At 54.0% G+C, this 16,233-nt stretch carries 13 protein-coding genes; 6 read left to right on the top strand and 7 right to left on the bottom strand.

Annotation, left to right across the window (positions count from 1 at the left end):
* Positions 1–24 precede the first annotated feature (24 nt).
* The 3 genes from ACFSW5_RS08345 to ACFSW5_RS08335 all read right to left on the bottom strand — a co-directional run bounded on the left by ACFSW5_RS08345 (position 25) and on the right by ACFSW5_RS08335 (position 5,544).
* Positions 25–918, bottom strand: a complete 894-nt coding sequence (locus ACFSW5_RS08345) for a TetR/AcrR family transcriptional regulator (RefSeq protein ID WP_379271360.1) — start codon at positions 916–918, stop codon at positions 25–27.
* 116 nt (positions 919–1,034) lie between these two features.
* Positions 1,035–4,145, bottom strand: a complete 3,111-nt coding sequence (locus tag ACFSW5_RS08340; protein ID WP_379271358.1) for an efflux RND transporter permease subunit — start codon at positions 4,143–4,145, stop codon at positions 1,035–1,037.
* The gene (locus ACFSW5_RS08335; RefSeq protein ID WP_379271355.1) at positions 4,138–5,544 is read right to left on the bottom strand and encodes an efflux RND transporter periplasmic adaptor subunit; all 1,407 of its coding nucleotides are present in this window, start codon (positions 5,542–5,544) and stop codon (positions 4,138–4,140) included. The genes ACFSW5_RS08340 and ACFSW5_RS08335 overlap by 8 nt, the downstream gene beginning before the upstream one ends.
* A 345-nt stretch (positions 5,545–5,889) precedes the next feature.
* Here ACFSW5_RS08335 and ACFSW5_RS08330 point away from each other — a divergent pair, with 345 nt between their 5' ends.
* From ACFSW5_RS08330 to sstT, 5 genes are all read left to right on the top strand, one after another.
* Complete coding sequence (locus tag ACFSW5_RS08330; RefSeq protein WP_379271352.1) at positions 5,890–7,173, top strand: TolC family protein; 1,284 nt, start codon at positions 5,890–5,892, stop codon at positions 7,171–7,173.
* Positions 7,174–7,262: 89 nt separating this feature from the next.
* Entirely contained in the window at positions 7,263–8,264 is a 1,002-nt protein-coding gene (locus ACFSW5_RS08325; RefSeq protein WP_379271350.1) for a BadF/BadG/BcrA/BcrD ATPase family protein, read from the top strand.
* A 25-nt stretch (positions 8,265–8,289) separates the two neighbouring features.
* Complete coding sequence (locus ACFSW5_RS08320; RefSeq protein ID WP_379271347.1) at positions 8,290–8,751, top strand: NUDIX domain-containing protein; 462 nt, start codon at positions 8,290–8,292, stop codon at positions 8,749–8,751.
* A 250-nt stretch (positions 8,752–9,001) separates the two neighbouring features.
* On the top strand, positions 9,002–9,991 hold the full coding sequence (locus tag ACFSW5_RS08315) for a hypothetical protein (RefSeq protein ID WP_379271345.1): 990 nt from the start codon (positions 9,002–9,004) through the stop codon (positions 9,989–9,991).
* Positions 9,992–10,220: 229 nt separating this feature from the next.
* Positions 10,221–11,450: a serine/threonine transporter SstT gene (gene sstT / locus ACFSW5_RS08310; RefSeq protein WP_379271343.1), complete on the top strand. Its 1,230-nt coding sequence runs from the start codon at positions 10,221–10,223 to the stop codon at positions 11,448–11,450.
* Positions 11,451–11,516: 66 nt separating this feature from the next.
* Here sstT and ACFSW5_RS08305 read toward each other — a convergent pair whose 3' ends face one another.
* Positions 11,517–12,431 carry a phosphatidate cytidylyltransferase gene (locus ACFSW5_RS08305; RefSeq protein ID WP_379271812.1) on the bottom strand — a complete coding sequence of 305 codons (915 nt, stop codon included), beginning with the start codon at positions 12,429–12,431 and terminating at the stop codon, positions 11,517–11,519.
* 96 nt (positions 12,432–12,527) lie between these two features.
* On the opposite strand from ACFSW5_RS08305, the gene ACFSW5_RS08300 reads away from it, so the two are divergent.
* Positions 12,528–13,085, top strand: coding sequence for a hypothetical protein (locus tag ACFSW5_RS08300; RefSeq protein WP_379271341.1), 558 nt, complete (start codon positions 12,528–12,530; stop codon positions 13,083–13,085).
* A gap of 126 nt (positions 13,086–13,211) precedes the next feature.
* Here ACFSW5_RS08300 and ACFSW5_RS08295 read toward each other — a convergent pair whose 3' ends face one another.
* The 3 genes from ACFSW5_RS08295 to ACFSW5_RS08285 form a co-directional block, all read right to left on the bottom strand.
* A complete protein-coding gene (locus tag ACFSW5_RS08295; RefSeq protein WP_379271339.1) occupies positions 13,212–14,453 on the bottom strand; it encodes a serine hydrolase domain-containing protein in 1,242 nt (413 codons plus the stop codon).
* A gap of 152 nt (positions 14,454–14,605) precedes the next feature.
* On the bottom strand, positions 14,606–15,280 hold the full coding sequence (locus tag ACFSW5_RS08290; protein WP_379271337.1) for a pentapeptide repeat-containing protein: 675 nt from the start codon (positions 15,278–15,280) through the stop codon (positions 14,606–14,608).
* 113 nt (positions 15,281–15,393) lie between these two features.
* Entirely contained in the window at positions 15,394–16,059 is a 666-nt protein-coding gene (locus ACFSW5_RS08285) for a TetR/AcrR family transcriptional regulator (protein ID WP_379271335.1), read from the bottom strand.
* Between the last annotated feature and the right edge of the window lie 174 nt (positions 16,060–16,233).

Genomic DNA, 16,233 nt, shown 5'->3' with positions numbered 1-16,233 from the left:
GTCCCGGGTTTTCTCGCGTGTCTACTACAAATCGTAAAGGGAGCGAAGCTGCCGGCAATGGCTTTGAAGCTGCGGAACCTGCTCCAAATATAATAGATAAGCCTTCAGCAAGCCGGAACCGGCTCGCGTGCCGGGTACTTCCTTTTTAAACTGGAGCAAAATCTGATAATAATCGTGTTTCTCCTCTTCCGGCAATTCGGATTCGCCGATCATTTGGTCCATGTCCTGTATCACTTTGTTGATTTTGGTCAGCTTCATGACCGGGCTGATGTCGCCGCCGTGGACGATGAAATCCGATAGCTTCCAGAGCGGCACGTATTCGTCCCGCCGTTCCGTAATGCCGCAAACGCAAATATCGATAATCGATTCGATAAACGCGATAAACAGATTGGAATCGACGGCGCTTAATGCCGACATTCGCGGGCCGATCATCCGCACATATTGCGACACGACGCTGCGGACGATAAACGTTACATCGAGCGCAAACGGTTCGATTTGTTCTCCGTAAACGTAGATGAGGCATTCGGTAAGCCAGATGTTGAAGTTGTTTTCGATCATGAATCTGACTTCCTTGATTTTGCTGTCCCCGAAAGAAACGGCATCCGAGTAGGAGAGCATCAAGAGATGAACGTTGTTATCGCATATCGTTTCGAGATAAATCTGGGCGCACCGGTGCAGCCTCTCTTTCGGCGGGAGCGAAGGCTGCTCGGCCAGCATAATCAGCCCTTGTTCGATCCGCTGCGAAAATTGCAGCATCGATTCAAGGAGCAGTTCCTCCTTGCTGCCGAAAATTTTGTATAGCGAAACTTTGGACATGCCGCATTCCTTCGCGATTTCCTCGACCGAGGTATTGGCATAGCCCTTCGCCGAGAACAGGCGGTTGGCGTTTCGAATGATTTCTTGTTTCTTATGGTCCATCGGGCAAAGCTCCTTAATCCGAAGTAGCCGTCAGACGGCTTGCAAGGAAGAACGGATGGCCGGGGCCATCCGATCCGTTGTTCCCATAGATAGTTTGCGCCGTAAACGGAGGGGGATTACATCGATACCGGACGATTGGGATTCGCCGGCACGTTCGAATGCCCCGCTTTCCGTTTCAGCTTATAGTTCGCGACCGCCATGTACAGCGAAGGGACGACGAACAAGGTCAAGACGGTGGAGAACAGCAATCCGAATATGATGGTCATCGCCATCGGCCGGAACAAAATATCTCCAATCGTCGCAATCGGAATCATGCCGACAAGCGCGGTGAGCGACGTCAGCACGATCGGCCGGAACCTTGCCGCCGTGGCGTGAATGACCGCTTCCTTCAGCTCCACGCCTTCCCGGCGGGCGTCCTCGATAAATTCGATCAAGACGATGCCGTTCCGGACGACGATTCCGGCCAGCGAGATAATGCCCATAATGCTCATGAAGCCGATCGGCATGCCGGTCAGGAAGATGCCGATTATGCCGCCCGCCGCGGCCAGATAGATCGTCGTCATAATGATGAACGGCGTCGAGAACGAATAGAATTGCATCGAGATCAGCAGGAAAATAAGGCAGATGACGATGGCGTACAACTTGCCCAAGCTTGCGAAAATATCGGCTTGCTCCGACGTTTCTCCCCCGGATTCTACCGAGTAGCCTTCCGGCACATCAAGCTGCGCCAGCTTCGCGTTAATGTCCTGCATCGCTTCCGTGGCGGTTCGCCCTTCCACGTCGGCTTCCACCGTAATCGTCCGTTCCAGATTGTAATGTTTGATTTTTTGAATCCCGAAGCCGGGTTTCATCTCCGCCAGCTGGGACAGCGGAATTTGCTGTCCGGCTGCGTTCGTCACCGTCAACTGCTGGAACAGCAGCTCGGGGTCGGAATTTTTGCCGTTCATGTACACGTTCACGTCGATCAGCTCTTTGCCGGTATCGAAATCGCCGACCGTAACGCCTTCTCCCATCAACAGCAGCGACTGGGTAAGCGCATTGGAGGTAACCGAATACTGATCCATCGCCTGCTTGTTGATTTCAAAGCTTAACGTATATTGTTCGATGCCTACGTCGTCCTGAATGTCCAGCGTGCCTTCCGTTTCGGCGACCGCTTGCTTCACTTGCCCGGCCAATTGCTGCAGCTGATCGATATCCTCGCCCGCAAGCCGGATCGATATCGGCTTCCCGACCGGAATGCCAAGCCGCGGCACGCTGATTTGAATCGAAGCCTCCGGGTGGGCCTTTTGAAGCGCTTCGCGCCATTCGGCTACCGTTCGTTCGCGGTCGAATTTACCTTTGACCCCGAGAACGGTCAGCTGCCCGAAAGTGATATCCTCGGGGGCGGGGCCGGACGTAATGTCGCTGAACAGCTTGGGCGCGCCGCCGCCGGCCGCATATGCGACCTGCTTCGTCTCCGGTTGGGCTTCGACCCACGCCGCCATATCCAAAATGACTTTGTGCGTCTCGTCGAATGAGGTGCCGACCGGCATCGTGACGTTAATGGTCGCTTCCGGCCGCTCCGAGTCGGGAAACAACTCGATGTCGGTAAAGAAAACGAGTACGTATGCCGCCGTGCTTAGCATCAGGCCGGCCATGGCGGTCAGCAGCGGCTTCTTCAGCACCTTCGGAATCCATTTGCCCGAATAGACGTCGGTTAAAGCCTGGATTTGCTTGCCCAGCAGGCCGGAAGGCTTAGGCGGCCCGCCGCGCCGCGCGCCGCGGCGCTTCTCGTACCATTCCCGGAAAATCGGGATAATCGTCAGCGACATGACCATGGAGGCCAGCATCGTGACGGTAATGATGCTAGGCACCGGCTTGATGAAGGCGCCGACGTCGCCTTGAAGGAACAGAAGCGGCACGAAGGCGATGACGGTGGCCATCGTCGCGGTCAGGATCGACAGGGCGACTTCCTTGGTCCCTCTGAGCGAGGCGTCCGCCGGGCTTTCGCCAAGCGACGTCAGCCTGCGCTCGATGTTGTCGTTGACGACGACGGCGTCGTCAACGAGAATGCCAAGCACGATGATCAGGCCGACAATCGAAATCTGGTTGAGCGAAATGCCGAACAGCGGCATAAAGATCAGGCCAAGCGCGATGGAGATCGGAATGGCCAGCGCCACGAAGCTGGACGTGATCAAGTTCAAGCCTAACGTACAAATGAGGATAACGGCAAGTATCGCGATCAGCATTTCGTGCAGCAGGTCGGTGAAGTGCTCGTCGACCAGATCTTTTTGCGCGAAAGAGGTGTCCATATGCGCGTACTCCGGCAAATCCTTCGCCAGCTGCTCCAGCTTGGCGTTTACGTTCCGGTCCATCGTCGACGCGTCGCTGCCGGCTTCGGCGTTCAGCGTCACGGTAAGAGCCGGCTTGCCGTTGTAATAGATCCGGTAATCGGCTTTCTCGAATACGAGCTGCGCTTTGCCGACATCGCTCAAGTAGACGGGAACCCCTTCTTGCGTTCGCGTTATAAGGACGCGGTTTAACGCTTCGGCGTCTTGCGCCTCCGGGACCGTCAATTGGTATGTTCGCTCGTTATATTCGACGCTGCCGGTCGGAACCCGTTCGTTCTCTCCTTGCACGGCCTGTACGACCAGCCCCCAAGGGATGCCGTATTGGTTGAGCTTCTGCATGTCGAGATCGATGCGGACCTCTTGCTCCGGTATGCCTTGAATCGTGACGTCGGACACGCCGTCGACGGTCCGCAGCTGATCTTTCCAGTCGAGCATTTGCCCGTGCAGGGAGTTGATTTCGTCCTGCGTCTCCGCATAGATCGCAACGGTCTTGATGAACGCCTTGGTCAAGTTGTCGTTAATCTCGGGCTGATTGGCCCCGGACGGCAGGTCTGCCTGCGCGTCCTGCACCTTCTTGCGGAGCTCATCCCACTTCTCTTTGGCGTCGGCGTCGTCTTCGGTCTGGATCAAGATGGAAGAGACGTTGTTCATCGAGGTCGAAGTGATCGTTTTAATATCCTGAATCTCTTTAATCCGCTGCTCCAGCACCTTCGTGACGGTTTGCTCGACCTTCTCGGGCGATGCTCCCGGGTATACCGTCGTGACAATCGCTTGCTTGACGATAATATCGGGCATTTCCTGGCGCGGAAGCTGCAGGAAGCTGAATATGCCGGCCGCTATGGCGATGGCGAAGCATAATAGCGTGATTTTGCGTTTTTTAATAATATATTCAATCATTGCCCGCTTCCTCCGCCGTATCGATCGGATCTCCGTCCAGCAGCAGGCTGGCGCCGCTCGTCACGATGACGTCGCCTTCGTTCAGCCCGCTCGCGATCAACAGGCGGTTGCCGTACAGCTCGCCGATTTCGACGTCCGTTTTGACCGCTTTGCCGTCCACCGCTTTGAAGACGTACGGCTTGTCGCCGTTGCTGATGACCGCTCCGGCGGGGACGGTGATGCCTTTTTTGGCTTCGCCGCTGCGCGACGCTTTAACGACTTGGCCGGGCGCCCAGTCGAGCTTCTTGTTCTCGATCGCGACCTCGACGCGGACGGAGCCGGTGCCTGCGCTAGCCGTCGGGTAAATATTGGCGACGGTGCCGGTTCTCGTTTCGCCGTACAGCTCGACCGTAACGTTTTGCCCGACCTTCCAATCGGCAATTTCGCTGTCGGGCACCGACAGCAGCGTCTTCAGCCGGTCGATTCGGCCAAGCCGGATCGCGGGCTGGCCGCCGCCGGTCAGCTCGCCTTCGTCAACCATCCGCTCCAGCACGACGCCCGCCTTCGGCGCGGTAAGCTTCGTTCGCGAGAGCATCAGCTGCGCTTGCTCGCGCGCAGCCAGCGCTTCCTGCTGCGCCGCCTTCGCTTGCGCCTGGGAGGCGAGCGCCGTCGCCACGCCGGCTTTCGCTTGCTCGACGCCGGCTTCGGCTGCGGCCTTCTGCGCATCGGTCGCGCCCTCCTGCACGAGCGAGAGCTGCGCTTCCGCGTTGGCAAGCTGCTTCTCCGCATTGGTGAGCGACAGCTCCGCGTTTTCTTTGTCGCTTAGCGTGACGAGCCCCTCTTCATACAACGCAGCCGTCCGCTCGGCGTCGGTTTTTGCTTTCGTATAGGCGCTTCTGGCCACCTCGACGGCATTCTCCGCCTGTTCAAGCTCTTGCTTTCTTGCGCCGTCGTTCACCTGCCGCAAGTTCGCTTCGGCGCTCGCCACTTGCGCCTCGGCCGTATTGAGGCCGGCGTTCGCCGACTGCAGGGCGGCTTCGGCTTGCTGCACGGCCGCTTCGGCGCGGCTAAGCTGCAATTCGTAATCGGCCGCGTTCAGCTGAGCCAGCACGTCGCCGGCTTTGACGGAGTCGCCTTCTTTGACCGCGACGGACAAGACGCGCCCGTCCGCTTCGAACGACACGACCGTTTCTTCATAGGCTTCCAGCGTGCCCGCCAAAGAGGAGGAGGAGACGAGCTGCTCCGCCTTCACTTGTTCGGTATGTACGGTGCGGCCCGCAGCGGCTTCGCTTGCCGCTTCCTTGCCGCTCCCCGACGAGCAGGCCGAAGCGATTAGAGCAAGCGCAACGGCACAAGCCGCGATCGCGGTCGTTTTGGAACGGTGCGTTGTTCCCGGATTCCCGCTACAGTTTTCGTTCAACGCGATACCGTCCGTCCTTGGACAAGAACTAGAAGATCGTTTCTGCTTGGTACGGTGAATCATTCTCTCTGCTCCTTTCTGTATACGGAAAACCAAATCGTTCAAAAAATGAACCAATCAGTACTTTTACAGTATAAAAAAGCGGTAAATCGGTTGTCAACGGGTTTGGGAGCACTTGCGGCGGCCGGACGTTCCTGTTAAATTTCAAGATGAAAAGAACTTCGATTCGACAGGTTGAGAGTTTCGCAAGCATGAGCCTGCGAATCTTCGAGCCTATGAACCGACCCGTCTGCAAGATTGCGAACGATAGGCGGGATTGCCGGAAGAGGAGGATAAGAGAGCAACATGAATACATACAAACGAAAGCAAAAACGAAACCGGGCGGCGCTACTCGCTGGCTCAATGTCGGTTGCCGCGATGTTGTTTGCGGCAGCGGTACCGGCGGCACCGGCGTCTGCGGCGGCCATGAGCGAGTCTTTTGCAGCCTTAGACGGATTGAAGCGGGTGGAGCAGCTGGATTTGGAGACCGCTCTTCAGCTTGTGCTGGAGGATTCCGGCAACATTATGCTGCTGGAGCTGCAAGCGGAGGCGCTCGAAAGCAAGCGCCAGCAGTTAAACGATCAGGCGAACAGTCTGGAGCAAATGCCGGTTCAACTGCCGGATACGCAGGAGGAGCTGATCGGCGATGCCGATCCGACGCCGGATCAAGCGCTGTGGCTGGGTTCAATGATCGCGACCAATACCGTCCTTAACCAATCCATCATCGCGACCAATATGACGATTGAAGCGCAGCGGAAGGAGCTGGATCAGACCGTCCGCCAGCTCTATACGGACAGGCAGAACACGCTGCTCGGCATCGAAGAAGCGAAAGAGGGAGCGAAGCTGCAGGTGACGTCGCAATACGTCCAGCTTCTTGCTCTCGACAAGCAGATCGAGCTTGCGGAAAGCTATTTGGCCGTGCTGGAAAGCGACTTGAGCCGCGCGAAAACGCTGCAAAAGCTGGGCAAAGCCTCGGCGAAGCAAGTTTCCGACGCCGAAAGACCGATCCGCGAACAGAAGGAGCAGCTGGAAGCGTTGAACGACGGTTATCGGGCGGCGCTGATTCAGTTCAGCTTCGATCTTGGCATCGAATATAACCCCGAGCTGAAGCTGGCCGAGCCCGACGTCGAACCGGAGCCGGTCGTGCGCGCGGATACCGAGACGCTGCTCGCCGAATCGTTCGAGCTGAAGCGGCAATGGAACGATGTGGAGCTGGCGGTATGGCAGAAGAACCGTACCGGCGATTCGTCGGAGGACGGCGAACGTTATTTGGACGCGACTGTCGATATCGCGCAGGAGCAAGCGGAGCTAGCCAAGCTGGAGCTGGCGAAATCCATCGACCGGACTTATACCGATGCGGAGCAGGCGTACCGCGATTACGAGGCGGCCTTGCAGGACAAAGCCGATGCGGAAGCCGACGTTCGCGCGGCAACGGTTCAATACGAGAACGGCCTCCTGACGGCGTTCGACTTAAGCAAGCTGAAGTTTGCGCTGCAGCAGGCCGAAACGGCAGTGGCCACGGCCAAGCTGCAGTACGCCGCGCAAATGAGCCGCGTGGAAGCGATGAACGCCGGTCTTATCGTGGCGTAATAATACCCGAACTTGCAAAACGACTGCCTATTATTTTCAATCGTGCAGTCGTTTTTGTATAACCGGCTTGCCGAGAGGAGAGAAGTTCTGTGCTGGCAAAAGACAAAAACCGCGTCGTCATCGGGATAGACGGCGGCGGCACCCATACCCGGGTCATGGCGGCGGATTTTGAGGGTAAGATCCTCGCTTATGTTGAGAAAGGCGCATCCTCCATCTATAAGGGCCTGCATGCAAGAGAGAACGTAATCCAAGCGCTTGAGCAGGCGCTGGAAGAAGCGGAAATAGATAGGAGCGACATCGCCGCTCTTACAGCCGGAATTGCGGGTCTCGATTCCGAAGCGGATTTGGAATGGGTAGAACCTCTGACCGATCTTCCGGGGCTTCACGGCGTAAAACAGCATGTGAACGACGCAGTGATTGCGCATAGCGGGGCTCTTCTTTCGGAGCCGGGGATCATTGTCGTCTCGGGTACGGGCTCTATTATTTTTGCGGTTACGGAAGACGGGAAGCGGATCAGAAATTATGACCTGCATCATTATGCAGCCAGCGCAGCCCGATTTTTGGCTTATGATGCGACTTATGAGCTGCTGGCCGGAAACGTGCACGATAACGACCTGGAATTGGAAAAGTCCATATTGCAATTCTGGGGCGTTCCTTCCGTAGAGGAACTGTCGCTGCTTGCAATGAAAGGCTTCATCTCCGATCAAAGGGAGCGAAATCGTAGGTTTGCCGAGTTGGCCCCAATCGTTACGCAATACGCCCTCCGGGGCAGCCCATTGGCGCAAACCGTCTGTAACCGCGCTGTCCATCAGATTATGGTGGGCGTGGAGATTCTCGCTTCTTATTTCGCACAATCGGAAGTTCAAGTTGCGCTCATAGGCAGCGTGGCTAACAGCGAATATTTTCAACGGCAGCTGGCTTCCCGAATGAGGGAAGGCCATAAAAAAAGATACCGCATTGTTTCTCCCGCCTTCTCGCCGGCAGCCGGCGCGGTCTTAATGGCGTTAAAGCAGCTCGGCATCGTGATTACCCCTCAAGTGCTTGAAAACATTGCCTCGCATCCCAGGTCTCGTCCGAAGCCCGAAATATGAGGAATGAATTAGATCGGAGGTACATATGAAACCGTTAAGGAATTCCGCAAAGGCGATCATCATTCAAGACGGCAAAGTGTTATTGACGCAAAACAAAGACGACTTTGGGCTGTTTTACTTATTTCCGGGCGGCGGGCAGGATCACGGCGAGGAATTAAAGGATACGGTCAGAAGGGAATGCCTGGAGGAAATCGGACAAGACGTGACGGTCCACGATCTTGTTTACGTACGCGAGTACATTGGGAAAAATCATGAGTTTTCCGTCTGGGACTCCGATGTCCATCAGGTTGAGTTTTATTTCCAATGCGATTTACTTTCGAGCGAGCCTTCTTTCGAAGGGGCGACCAATCCGGATAAGGGCCAAATAGGCGTTGAATGGGTCGAGCTTAACCATTTAGATGTTATTAGACTATACCCGAAAGTTTTGGCCGAAAGATTAAAGGAGGCCGGGGAGCGAGGAAGTTGTTATTTGGGCGATGCGAATTAATGGGCCATTGCGCTAACAAGGAATCGAAATTGGCGGATTTGTTCGGTTCAGTCGATATGAGCGATAATGGAAGAGGCGCAATGAAAGTTTATGCAATTTTAACATTTTTAGGTGCTTTGAGACTATACAAAGGGCTATCCTGATATTGGATAATCGAATGGAAGTGGATAACCGGCGGCATGATCCCGATTTCGAGGGCAGTCCGCTCATATCGTTCCAATGGTATTATCCTTTTAAGGGAGGCATCAGAATGTACCGGTTTCCAGCATTAAGCTTTATTCAACGGCGATTAAAATTGCTCGCATCCGCTGCTCTCGCGTGTCTTGTTTTTGGAATGTCCGTTATGCCCGTATTTGCGGCTGCACCGGAGAAAACGGTAAACGCTTCGGCAACGCTGGCTTACAATCTCAAAGGCCTTAATCACAATCTGGCCGTTCAGAAAGCTTACATCGCTTCCAAGTATATTTACGTTACCCAACGTTCCGGGGGGACCGTGTATCTTTCAAGATTGCTTATCGACGGGAACGACGCGACATACGTCGACGAAATGACCGTCACCAATTCCGGCCACGGCCAGACGCTGGATATGTACACTTACAACGGCATTAACTATTTTTATTTCAGTTCCAAAGCGGATCCTTCCACATCGTATTACTGGTCGCTTCAGGTCGCAAGACTTCAATATTCGCCGGGCGCGACCTGCGATTATACGGAGCTTCCCCGGTTCACCTATATGAATTACGCCAACGAGACCGGTGCAAGATTAGGCGAGACATACCGGGTGGACGGCGGCGGCAACAGTACGTATACGATTTTCCGCGTACAGACCGCGGAAGGTACGGTAACGTGGTCCATTTATGACACCGCGGCATTGAATCGGCTTCTGGACAGCAGCGGGCAGGTACGAATGGACAGCGCGGCGGCTATAAGCGCGTGCGTCGCCAGCTTTACGCAGTCGGGCAGCGCGATCGTCAGGCCGAATGGGTCATTCCAGGGCGTCGATATGCTCGGCAATACGGAGATTTATACGTCGGGCGGAGCGGAAGGAGAAACTCCGCAGATTGCGATGATGTCGAATACGGGAGCGTTTAAGACTCTTGTGAAGATTACAAATGTGGGAACCCGCGAAATCGAAGGCGTACAGACAAAAAACGGCAACGTTTATTTTACGATCGTGACGGACCCGGTCAATAAAAAAGATACGCAAAAAATTTATTACGTTCCCGACAGCATCTTTTAAGCCAGAATCGAAATTCAATTCGGAAATAACGAAGTAGAGGGGCATGCGCATGCAGCCCCTCTTTGCTGTTTTCGAAACGTTCTTAAGCCTATATAATCCCCAAATCTTTACACCACATACACAATCGACGATTTTCATGCTAAACTAACGGTCGTGAATATAAACTTGCCTCGTGACCGCTTTGTAGCCGGGCTTATTTACCTTTCCATATTGAAACGGAGGAACATACATGAGAACATTACTGCTCAAATGGAACCAAACAAGCCTGGTTAAACGAATACTTGCAGGCATTATGGCCGGTATTCTATTGGCTTTAACGATTCCCGGCGCCACGGGGATTAGCATTTTCGGTTCCTTATTTGTATCCGCGTTAAAGGCGGTCGCTCCCGTATTGGTGCTGCTCCTCGTCATGTCTGCCATTTCGAACCATAAAAAGGGCAGCAAAACGAATATGAAAGCGATTCTCGTCCTCTATGGCGTAAGTACATTTCTGGCGGGACTGATTGCCGTTATTGCAGGGTTTATATTTCCGGTTACCCTGTCGCTTGTCAAGGGGAACGAGGACTTGACTCCGCCCGACGGGATTGTCGAGGTTCTTAAGTCACTGCTGTTTCAGGTTGTCGACAACCCGGTAAGTGCACTAATGAACGCCAATTATATCGGGATTCTGGCATGGGCGATCATTCTGGGCGTCGCTTTAAAAAATGCCGGCGAGCCTACCAAAAACATGATCTCCAATTTCTCGGATGCGGTATCGCAAGTGGTCAAATGGGTTATTCAATTGGCGCCGCTCGGAATTATGGGGCTTGTTTTCGATTCCATTACGGCGAACGGGCTTTCTTCCTTGCTCGATTACGGAAAACTGCTTCTCGTGCTGATTGGATGCATGCTTTTTATAGCGCTTGTAGTCAATCCGTTGATCGTCTATGCGAATATCCGAAAGAATCCGTATCCGCTTGTTTTCAGTTGTTTGAGGGAAAGCGGGATTACCGCATTTTTTACGCGCAGCTCGGCTGCAAACATTCCGATTAACATGAGATTATGCGAAAAGTTGAATTTGGACAAGGATACGTATTCGGTATCCATTCCGTTAGGCGCTACGATTAATATGGCGGGCGCAGCGGTTACCATTTCGGTCCTCGCTCTCGCAACCGTTCATACCCTTGGCATTGAAGTCGATTTTGGCACGGCGCTTATGCTTAGCGTTCTATCCGCCATATCGGCAGCAGGCGCTTCGGGTGTTGCGGGCGGGTCGCTGCTGCTGATCCCGCTGGCGTGCAGCTTGTTCGGCATTCCGAACGATATTGCGATACAAGTCGTCGGCGTCGGTTTCATCATCGGCGTTTTGCAGGACTCTTTTGAAACGGCGCTTAATTCTTCCTCCGACGTGCTTTTTACGGCAACCGCCGAATATGCCAGAAGACGCAAAGAAGGCAGCGGGGATTTGATTAGCGGCTAAGCGGCCGGAATAAATAGCCTTCTGCATGATCCCCTTACGTGACAGTAAGGGGATTTTTTGGCGCCGTTACATGAAATCAAAGAAATACCGGATCGCGTGAAAAAATACCGGCGAGGTATAGGTCAAGCTGTCGATTTGGCTCAGGTAGCTTTTGCGCGAGGTTTCGAATTTGCCGTCGTCTCCGATGAGCAAATCCCTCTTCAGCACGGAAACGGTCAAGCTGCCGAAAAATCCGCTCAGGCTGATGAGCATGCCGGCAAGCAGCCCGAATACAGGATCAAACGGCGTCAGGTAAGGATAGATGAGATAAGAGACGCCCGACGTGACGAGAAACGAACAGACGAAGCCTTCCCAAGTGGAATGCGGATTGGCGGTCGGGACGACCTTGCGTTTGCCGAAATAGATGGACGCCACATGATGGACGACATCGTTCAGCTGCGTCAGTACCACAAGAAAGAGTACAAGTCCCGCCCCGTACTCCGGCGTCGCGAATTGATAGTAAGCCAGGTGGCTCAGACCGAACACCATCAGCATCAAGCCCCACTGGGTGGAGCTGACGCTGCGCACGAAGCCGACCGTTCCTTTATTGATCAAACGAGGAAGCGGCAGAAACAGGAATACGTAAATCGGAATAAAGACGATGAACATCCCGTACCAGCCGATATAAATCCAGTAAAACTGGACCGGAATCGACAAGTACGCCCATAAAAACAGCCTGCGGTCGGCTTTTCTCGTTTTGATCATGGAGAAGTATTCCTTCAGCGCGAAAAAGCACAGCACCATTAACGAAAGCAAGGAAACGACAGGATTGGTGAGGGTGGCCAGGCAAAAAATGAAAAACATGCCCCACCAGTTTTTAATTCGCTGTCCAACGGCCGTATAATCTTTGTCCGGTTGTTTTTTGCTGACGATGTAATAGATGAAATGGATAACGGTTAAGCCAGCAAAAATAAAAATGAGCGTATACAGCGAGCTGCTTATTGTCAGTCACCAACTTATCGAAAGATAGATTCCAATAAAGGGATCATATGCTATTATGAAGGAATAATTCAAGCTTGATAAGGGGAATTTTCATATATGTCCGCAACTCATTCGGTTTATATACTGCTTACGAATACCGGCACGTTTTTTACGCAGCTGATTCAGACCTATACGAAAGCGCCGTATAACCATGCTTCGATCTCCTTCAACCGCGAGCTTTCCGAGATGTACAGCTTCGGCCGGAAAAACCCGAATAATCCGCTGAACGGAGGCTTCGTGAAAGAGGATATCAAGACGGGGACGTTCAGCAAATATCCCGAAACGACATGCGTTATTTATGAGCTGAAGGTTACCGAACGCGAAGTGGAAAAAATGAAGCGGGTGCTTCGGGTTTTTATCCGGCGGCAAAATAAATATATGTACAACCTGCTGGGGGTTATCGGCGTAGCGCTTCAGGAGCCGGTCGAATTCAGCAACTCGTATTTTTGCTCGCAGTTTGTCGCGGAAATTTTGCAGCGTTCCGGCATCAAAATATGGGACAAGCTGCCTGCGCTCGTCACGCCGGACGATTTCCGGCAGAGCGGCCGCTTCCGTTTGATCTACGAGGGGAAGCTGAGCGAATACGTGCCTGCGCCTGAAGCCTCAAACCAATAACATTGGGAACAAATCAAAAGCAAACCAGCTGTTAACCGATAGCCCGTAAAGAAAGCTGCCCGGAATCCCGCGGCAGCTTTTGTTGTGAGCTGATGAAAAGCGGGCGTACCAGGCGCGGGCTCGGTGTTAATCTTCGATGGCCTGATAGACCATGGTCCAGAAGTCGTGGATAAGATGCGCCGAATCCGGGGTGGACATCCCGACCTGCGTGAGCAGGATTCCGGTGAGCTGTTTGTCCGGGTCGGCGTATGCCGAGGTGCCGCTTCCGCCGTCCCAGCCGAACTGACCGATGGAAGCATAGTCGCCGCGGTAGGTGCGTACCGCCATCCCGAAGCCCCAGCCGCCGTGCTGCCCTTGGCCGTGCGACAAGTGGACGTTGTTTTTGGCCAAGTCTTCCCGGAATGCTTGTTGCTCGGGCGTGAGGCGGTTGGTGGTCATCAGCTGGACGGCGGGCCGGGACAGGATCCGTTCGGTCCCATGCATCCCTAGGTTGAGCAGCATCCGTAAAAACGCGTCATAGTCGTCGACGGTTGAGAGCAGCCCGCCGCCGCCTGCTTGGAACGCCGGAGGCTGAATATACCGTCCGCCTGCGGCTTCGTCCCACACGTTGAACTCTCCGGTCTGCGGATCGGGGACGTAGGCGGGGGGCAGCCGGTCAATCTTGCCCGCAGGCACGTAGAAGCCGGTATCCTTCATCCCCAGCGGATCAAGGATGCGTTCGCGCAGGAACGCCTCGAATGTCTGACCCGTGACCCTGGCAACGAGCACGCCGAGCACTTCGTTGCTGAGGTGGTACTGCCACCGCTCTCCGGGCTGGTAGCTCAGCGGGAGTGTACCCAGGCGGCGCATCCACTCATCCGGCTCGGGCAGCTTCACTTGCGGCGTGTCGTATATCCCCGCTTCGAAGATCGCGTTCTGGATCGGGGAGCCCATCAACGTCATATCCATGCCGAGCCCGAACGTAGAGGTCAACAGGTCCCGCACGGTAATCGGCCGCCGCGCCGGCACGGTTTCGTCCAGCGGGCCGCCGGGTCGTTTCAGCACCTGCCGGTTGGCGAGTTCGGGCAGCCATTTGTCTACCGGGTCGTCCAGATGCAGCTTGCATTCGTCGAGCAGGATCATCACCGCCGCAGCCCCAACCATCTTGGAGGTGGACGCCATCCGGAAGATCGTGTCCCGGCGCATCGGCGCGCCACCGTCGTGGCGCATCGTGCCTATCGCTTCAACGTGCGTCTCGCCGTTCCGGCTGACCAGGGCGACAAGCCCTGGAATTTTCCCGGAATCGACATGCCTTGCCAGGACGTCGCGCATTTTGCGCAGCCCTTTTTCGGAGAAGCCTCCGTTGTTTTGTCCCGTCATCTTTTGCATTTGTTTTTCCCTCTCTTTACTATTGTATTAGGGTAATAGCCCCATTGCTTTAATCGATATCCGTTCTATCCTTGCAGAAGGACCCGAAACGGTCCACCCGTTCTTCTGTTCCGCAAGCTCTATTTCGCAGCCGGCGCCGGCCGGTCCCTTCCTTAAATGACTGTAACTTTTGACACATCGGCGCCTATGCCTTTGAGCAGAGCAAAGGTCAGTTTATCCATCGTTGCTCCGTCAAAGCAGACGGTTTTGATGGCGCGGTAGTACTTCTTGGACAACAAGGACCCTTGGAAGGACGTATTCTTGAATGTCGCGCCCTTGAACGAAACCTCGTTGAGCGCCGCTTTGTCGAACTTGACGCCGATGAAGGTGTGGCCGTCAAGACGCAGCCCTGTCAGATCGGCGGATGTGAAGTCCACTCCGTCGAAAATACAGTTTTGAAAGACGGTTTTTCTGAGATCGGTCATCGTCAGGTTGACGTCGGTCAGTTTGGCGTCTATGAATTTTGCTCCGGCGAGCTCCGACTTGCTGAAGTTGGTGCGCATAAGGATCGTCTTCTTAAAGCTTGCATTTGCCAGATCAAGGGTGGACAGGTTGCAGTCCGTCAGATTCGCGCCGTCAAAATCGGCTTCGCGTACGTCGCTGTTCTTAAACGAACTGCCGGTCAAATCCGCGCCCGAAAAGTCGGAACCGGCGAGCGCGCTGCCTTTAAACTGTCCTTTATGGGCCGTAACGCCCGCAAAGTCGCTTTTTGCCAGGTTGCTTGCGTTAAAGTTGGTTACAACTTGCTTCTCCAGCGAGCGGGAGGTCATTGTCAATTTCTGATTCATGCCATTCACATCTCCTTATAATAAGTTTTCTAACACGCGATTTAGACCCGGATCACTTATTCATACCAACCGATGGTATGAATAAGTTTAAAAATAAGCTGCCTTTCGGCAGTTTAAGTTTCTATGCTGATTTCTCTAGCTGACACACGAAACATTTCCTCATATCGTTGAAACATTTGCTCATCGAACAGATCGAGCCCGAGGCCTTTCAATATTTCATCGAAAAACCTTACCTTGCGCAACATGATCTCGGGCGTAGCTTCGATGACCGCCGGGTTCAGCCACAGATTGGTGAGAATCACCAACACTTCGCTAAGCTCCCTTGGATAGTCGGTTCGGATCGAGCCGTCACGCATGCCCTGTTCGATGATGGGCTGAATATAGACGGGCACGGCTGTTTCGATGATGTTCTCGATCTGCGCCGCCAGCAGCTTCGGGTTGCGCAACAGGTTCGGCGCCACCGATGCCAATTCGTTGCGAGCGGCATTGTCGAGAGAGACTTGGGAAATCTTGCGCAGCTTCTCCAGGCCGTTCAGCCCTTTGTCGTCCCGGATGCCGGACAGCATCTCGTCAACGCCTTTGAACACATGATCGATGACGGCCTGCCAGATCTCTTCCTTCGACTTGAAGTGATGGTAAATAGCCCCTTTTGTCAGCCCGCCCAGCTCGTTAATGATATCCTGGATGGAGGTCTGCTCGTATCCTTTTTGGATGAACAGGTTAAGCGCCACGGTGAGGATATGGTTGATGGTTTCTTCCGGATATTTATTTCTTGCCATTCGTCCTCTCCTTTCATACATTCGGTTGGTATGTAACAAATATATCCGATCGACTTTTTGATGTCAACCCCTTCCAAAAAAATAAAATCATTTGGTTTGCGGGAGGCTTTGTATCGCAAAGATTCTTTAACGTTAAACAATCGGTATCGAATAACGAATGAAAAAAAAGCGGCA

Source organism: Paenibacillus thailandensis, assembly GCF_042685365.1.
In the GTDB taxonomy this organism is placed as follows: Bacteria; Bacillota; Bacilli; order Paenibacillales; family Paenibacillaceae; genus Paenibacillus_AP; species Paenibacillus_AP thailandensis.
This window is presented reverse-complemented; position numbering and strand designations above follow the sequence as displayed.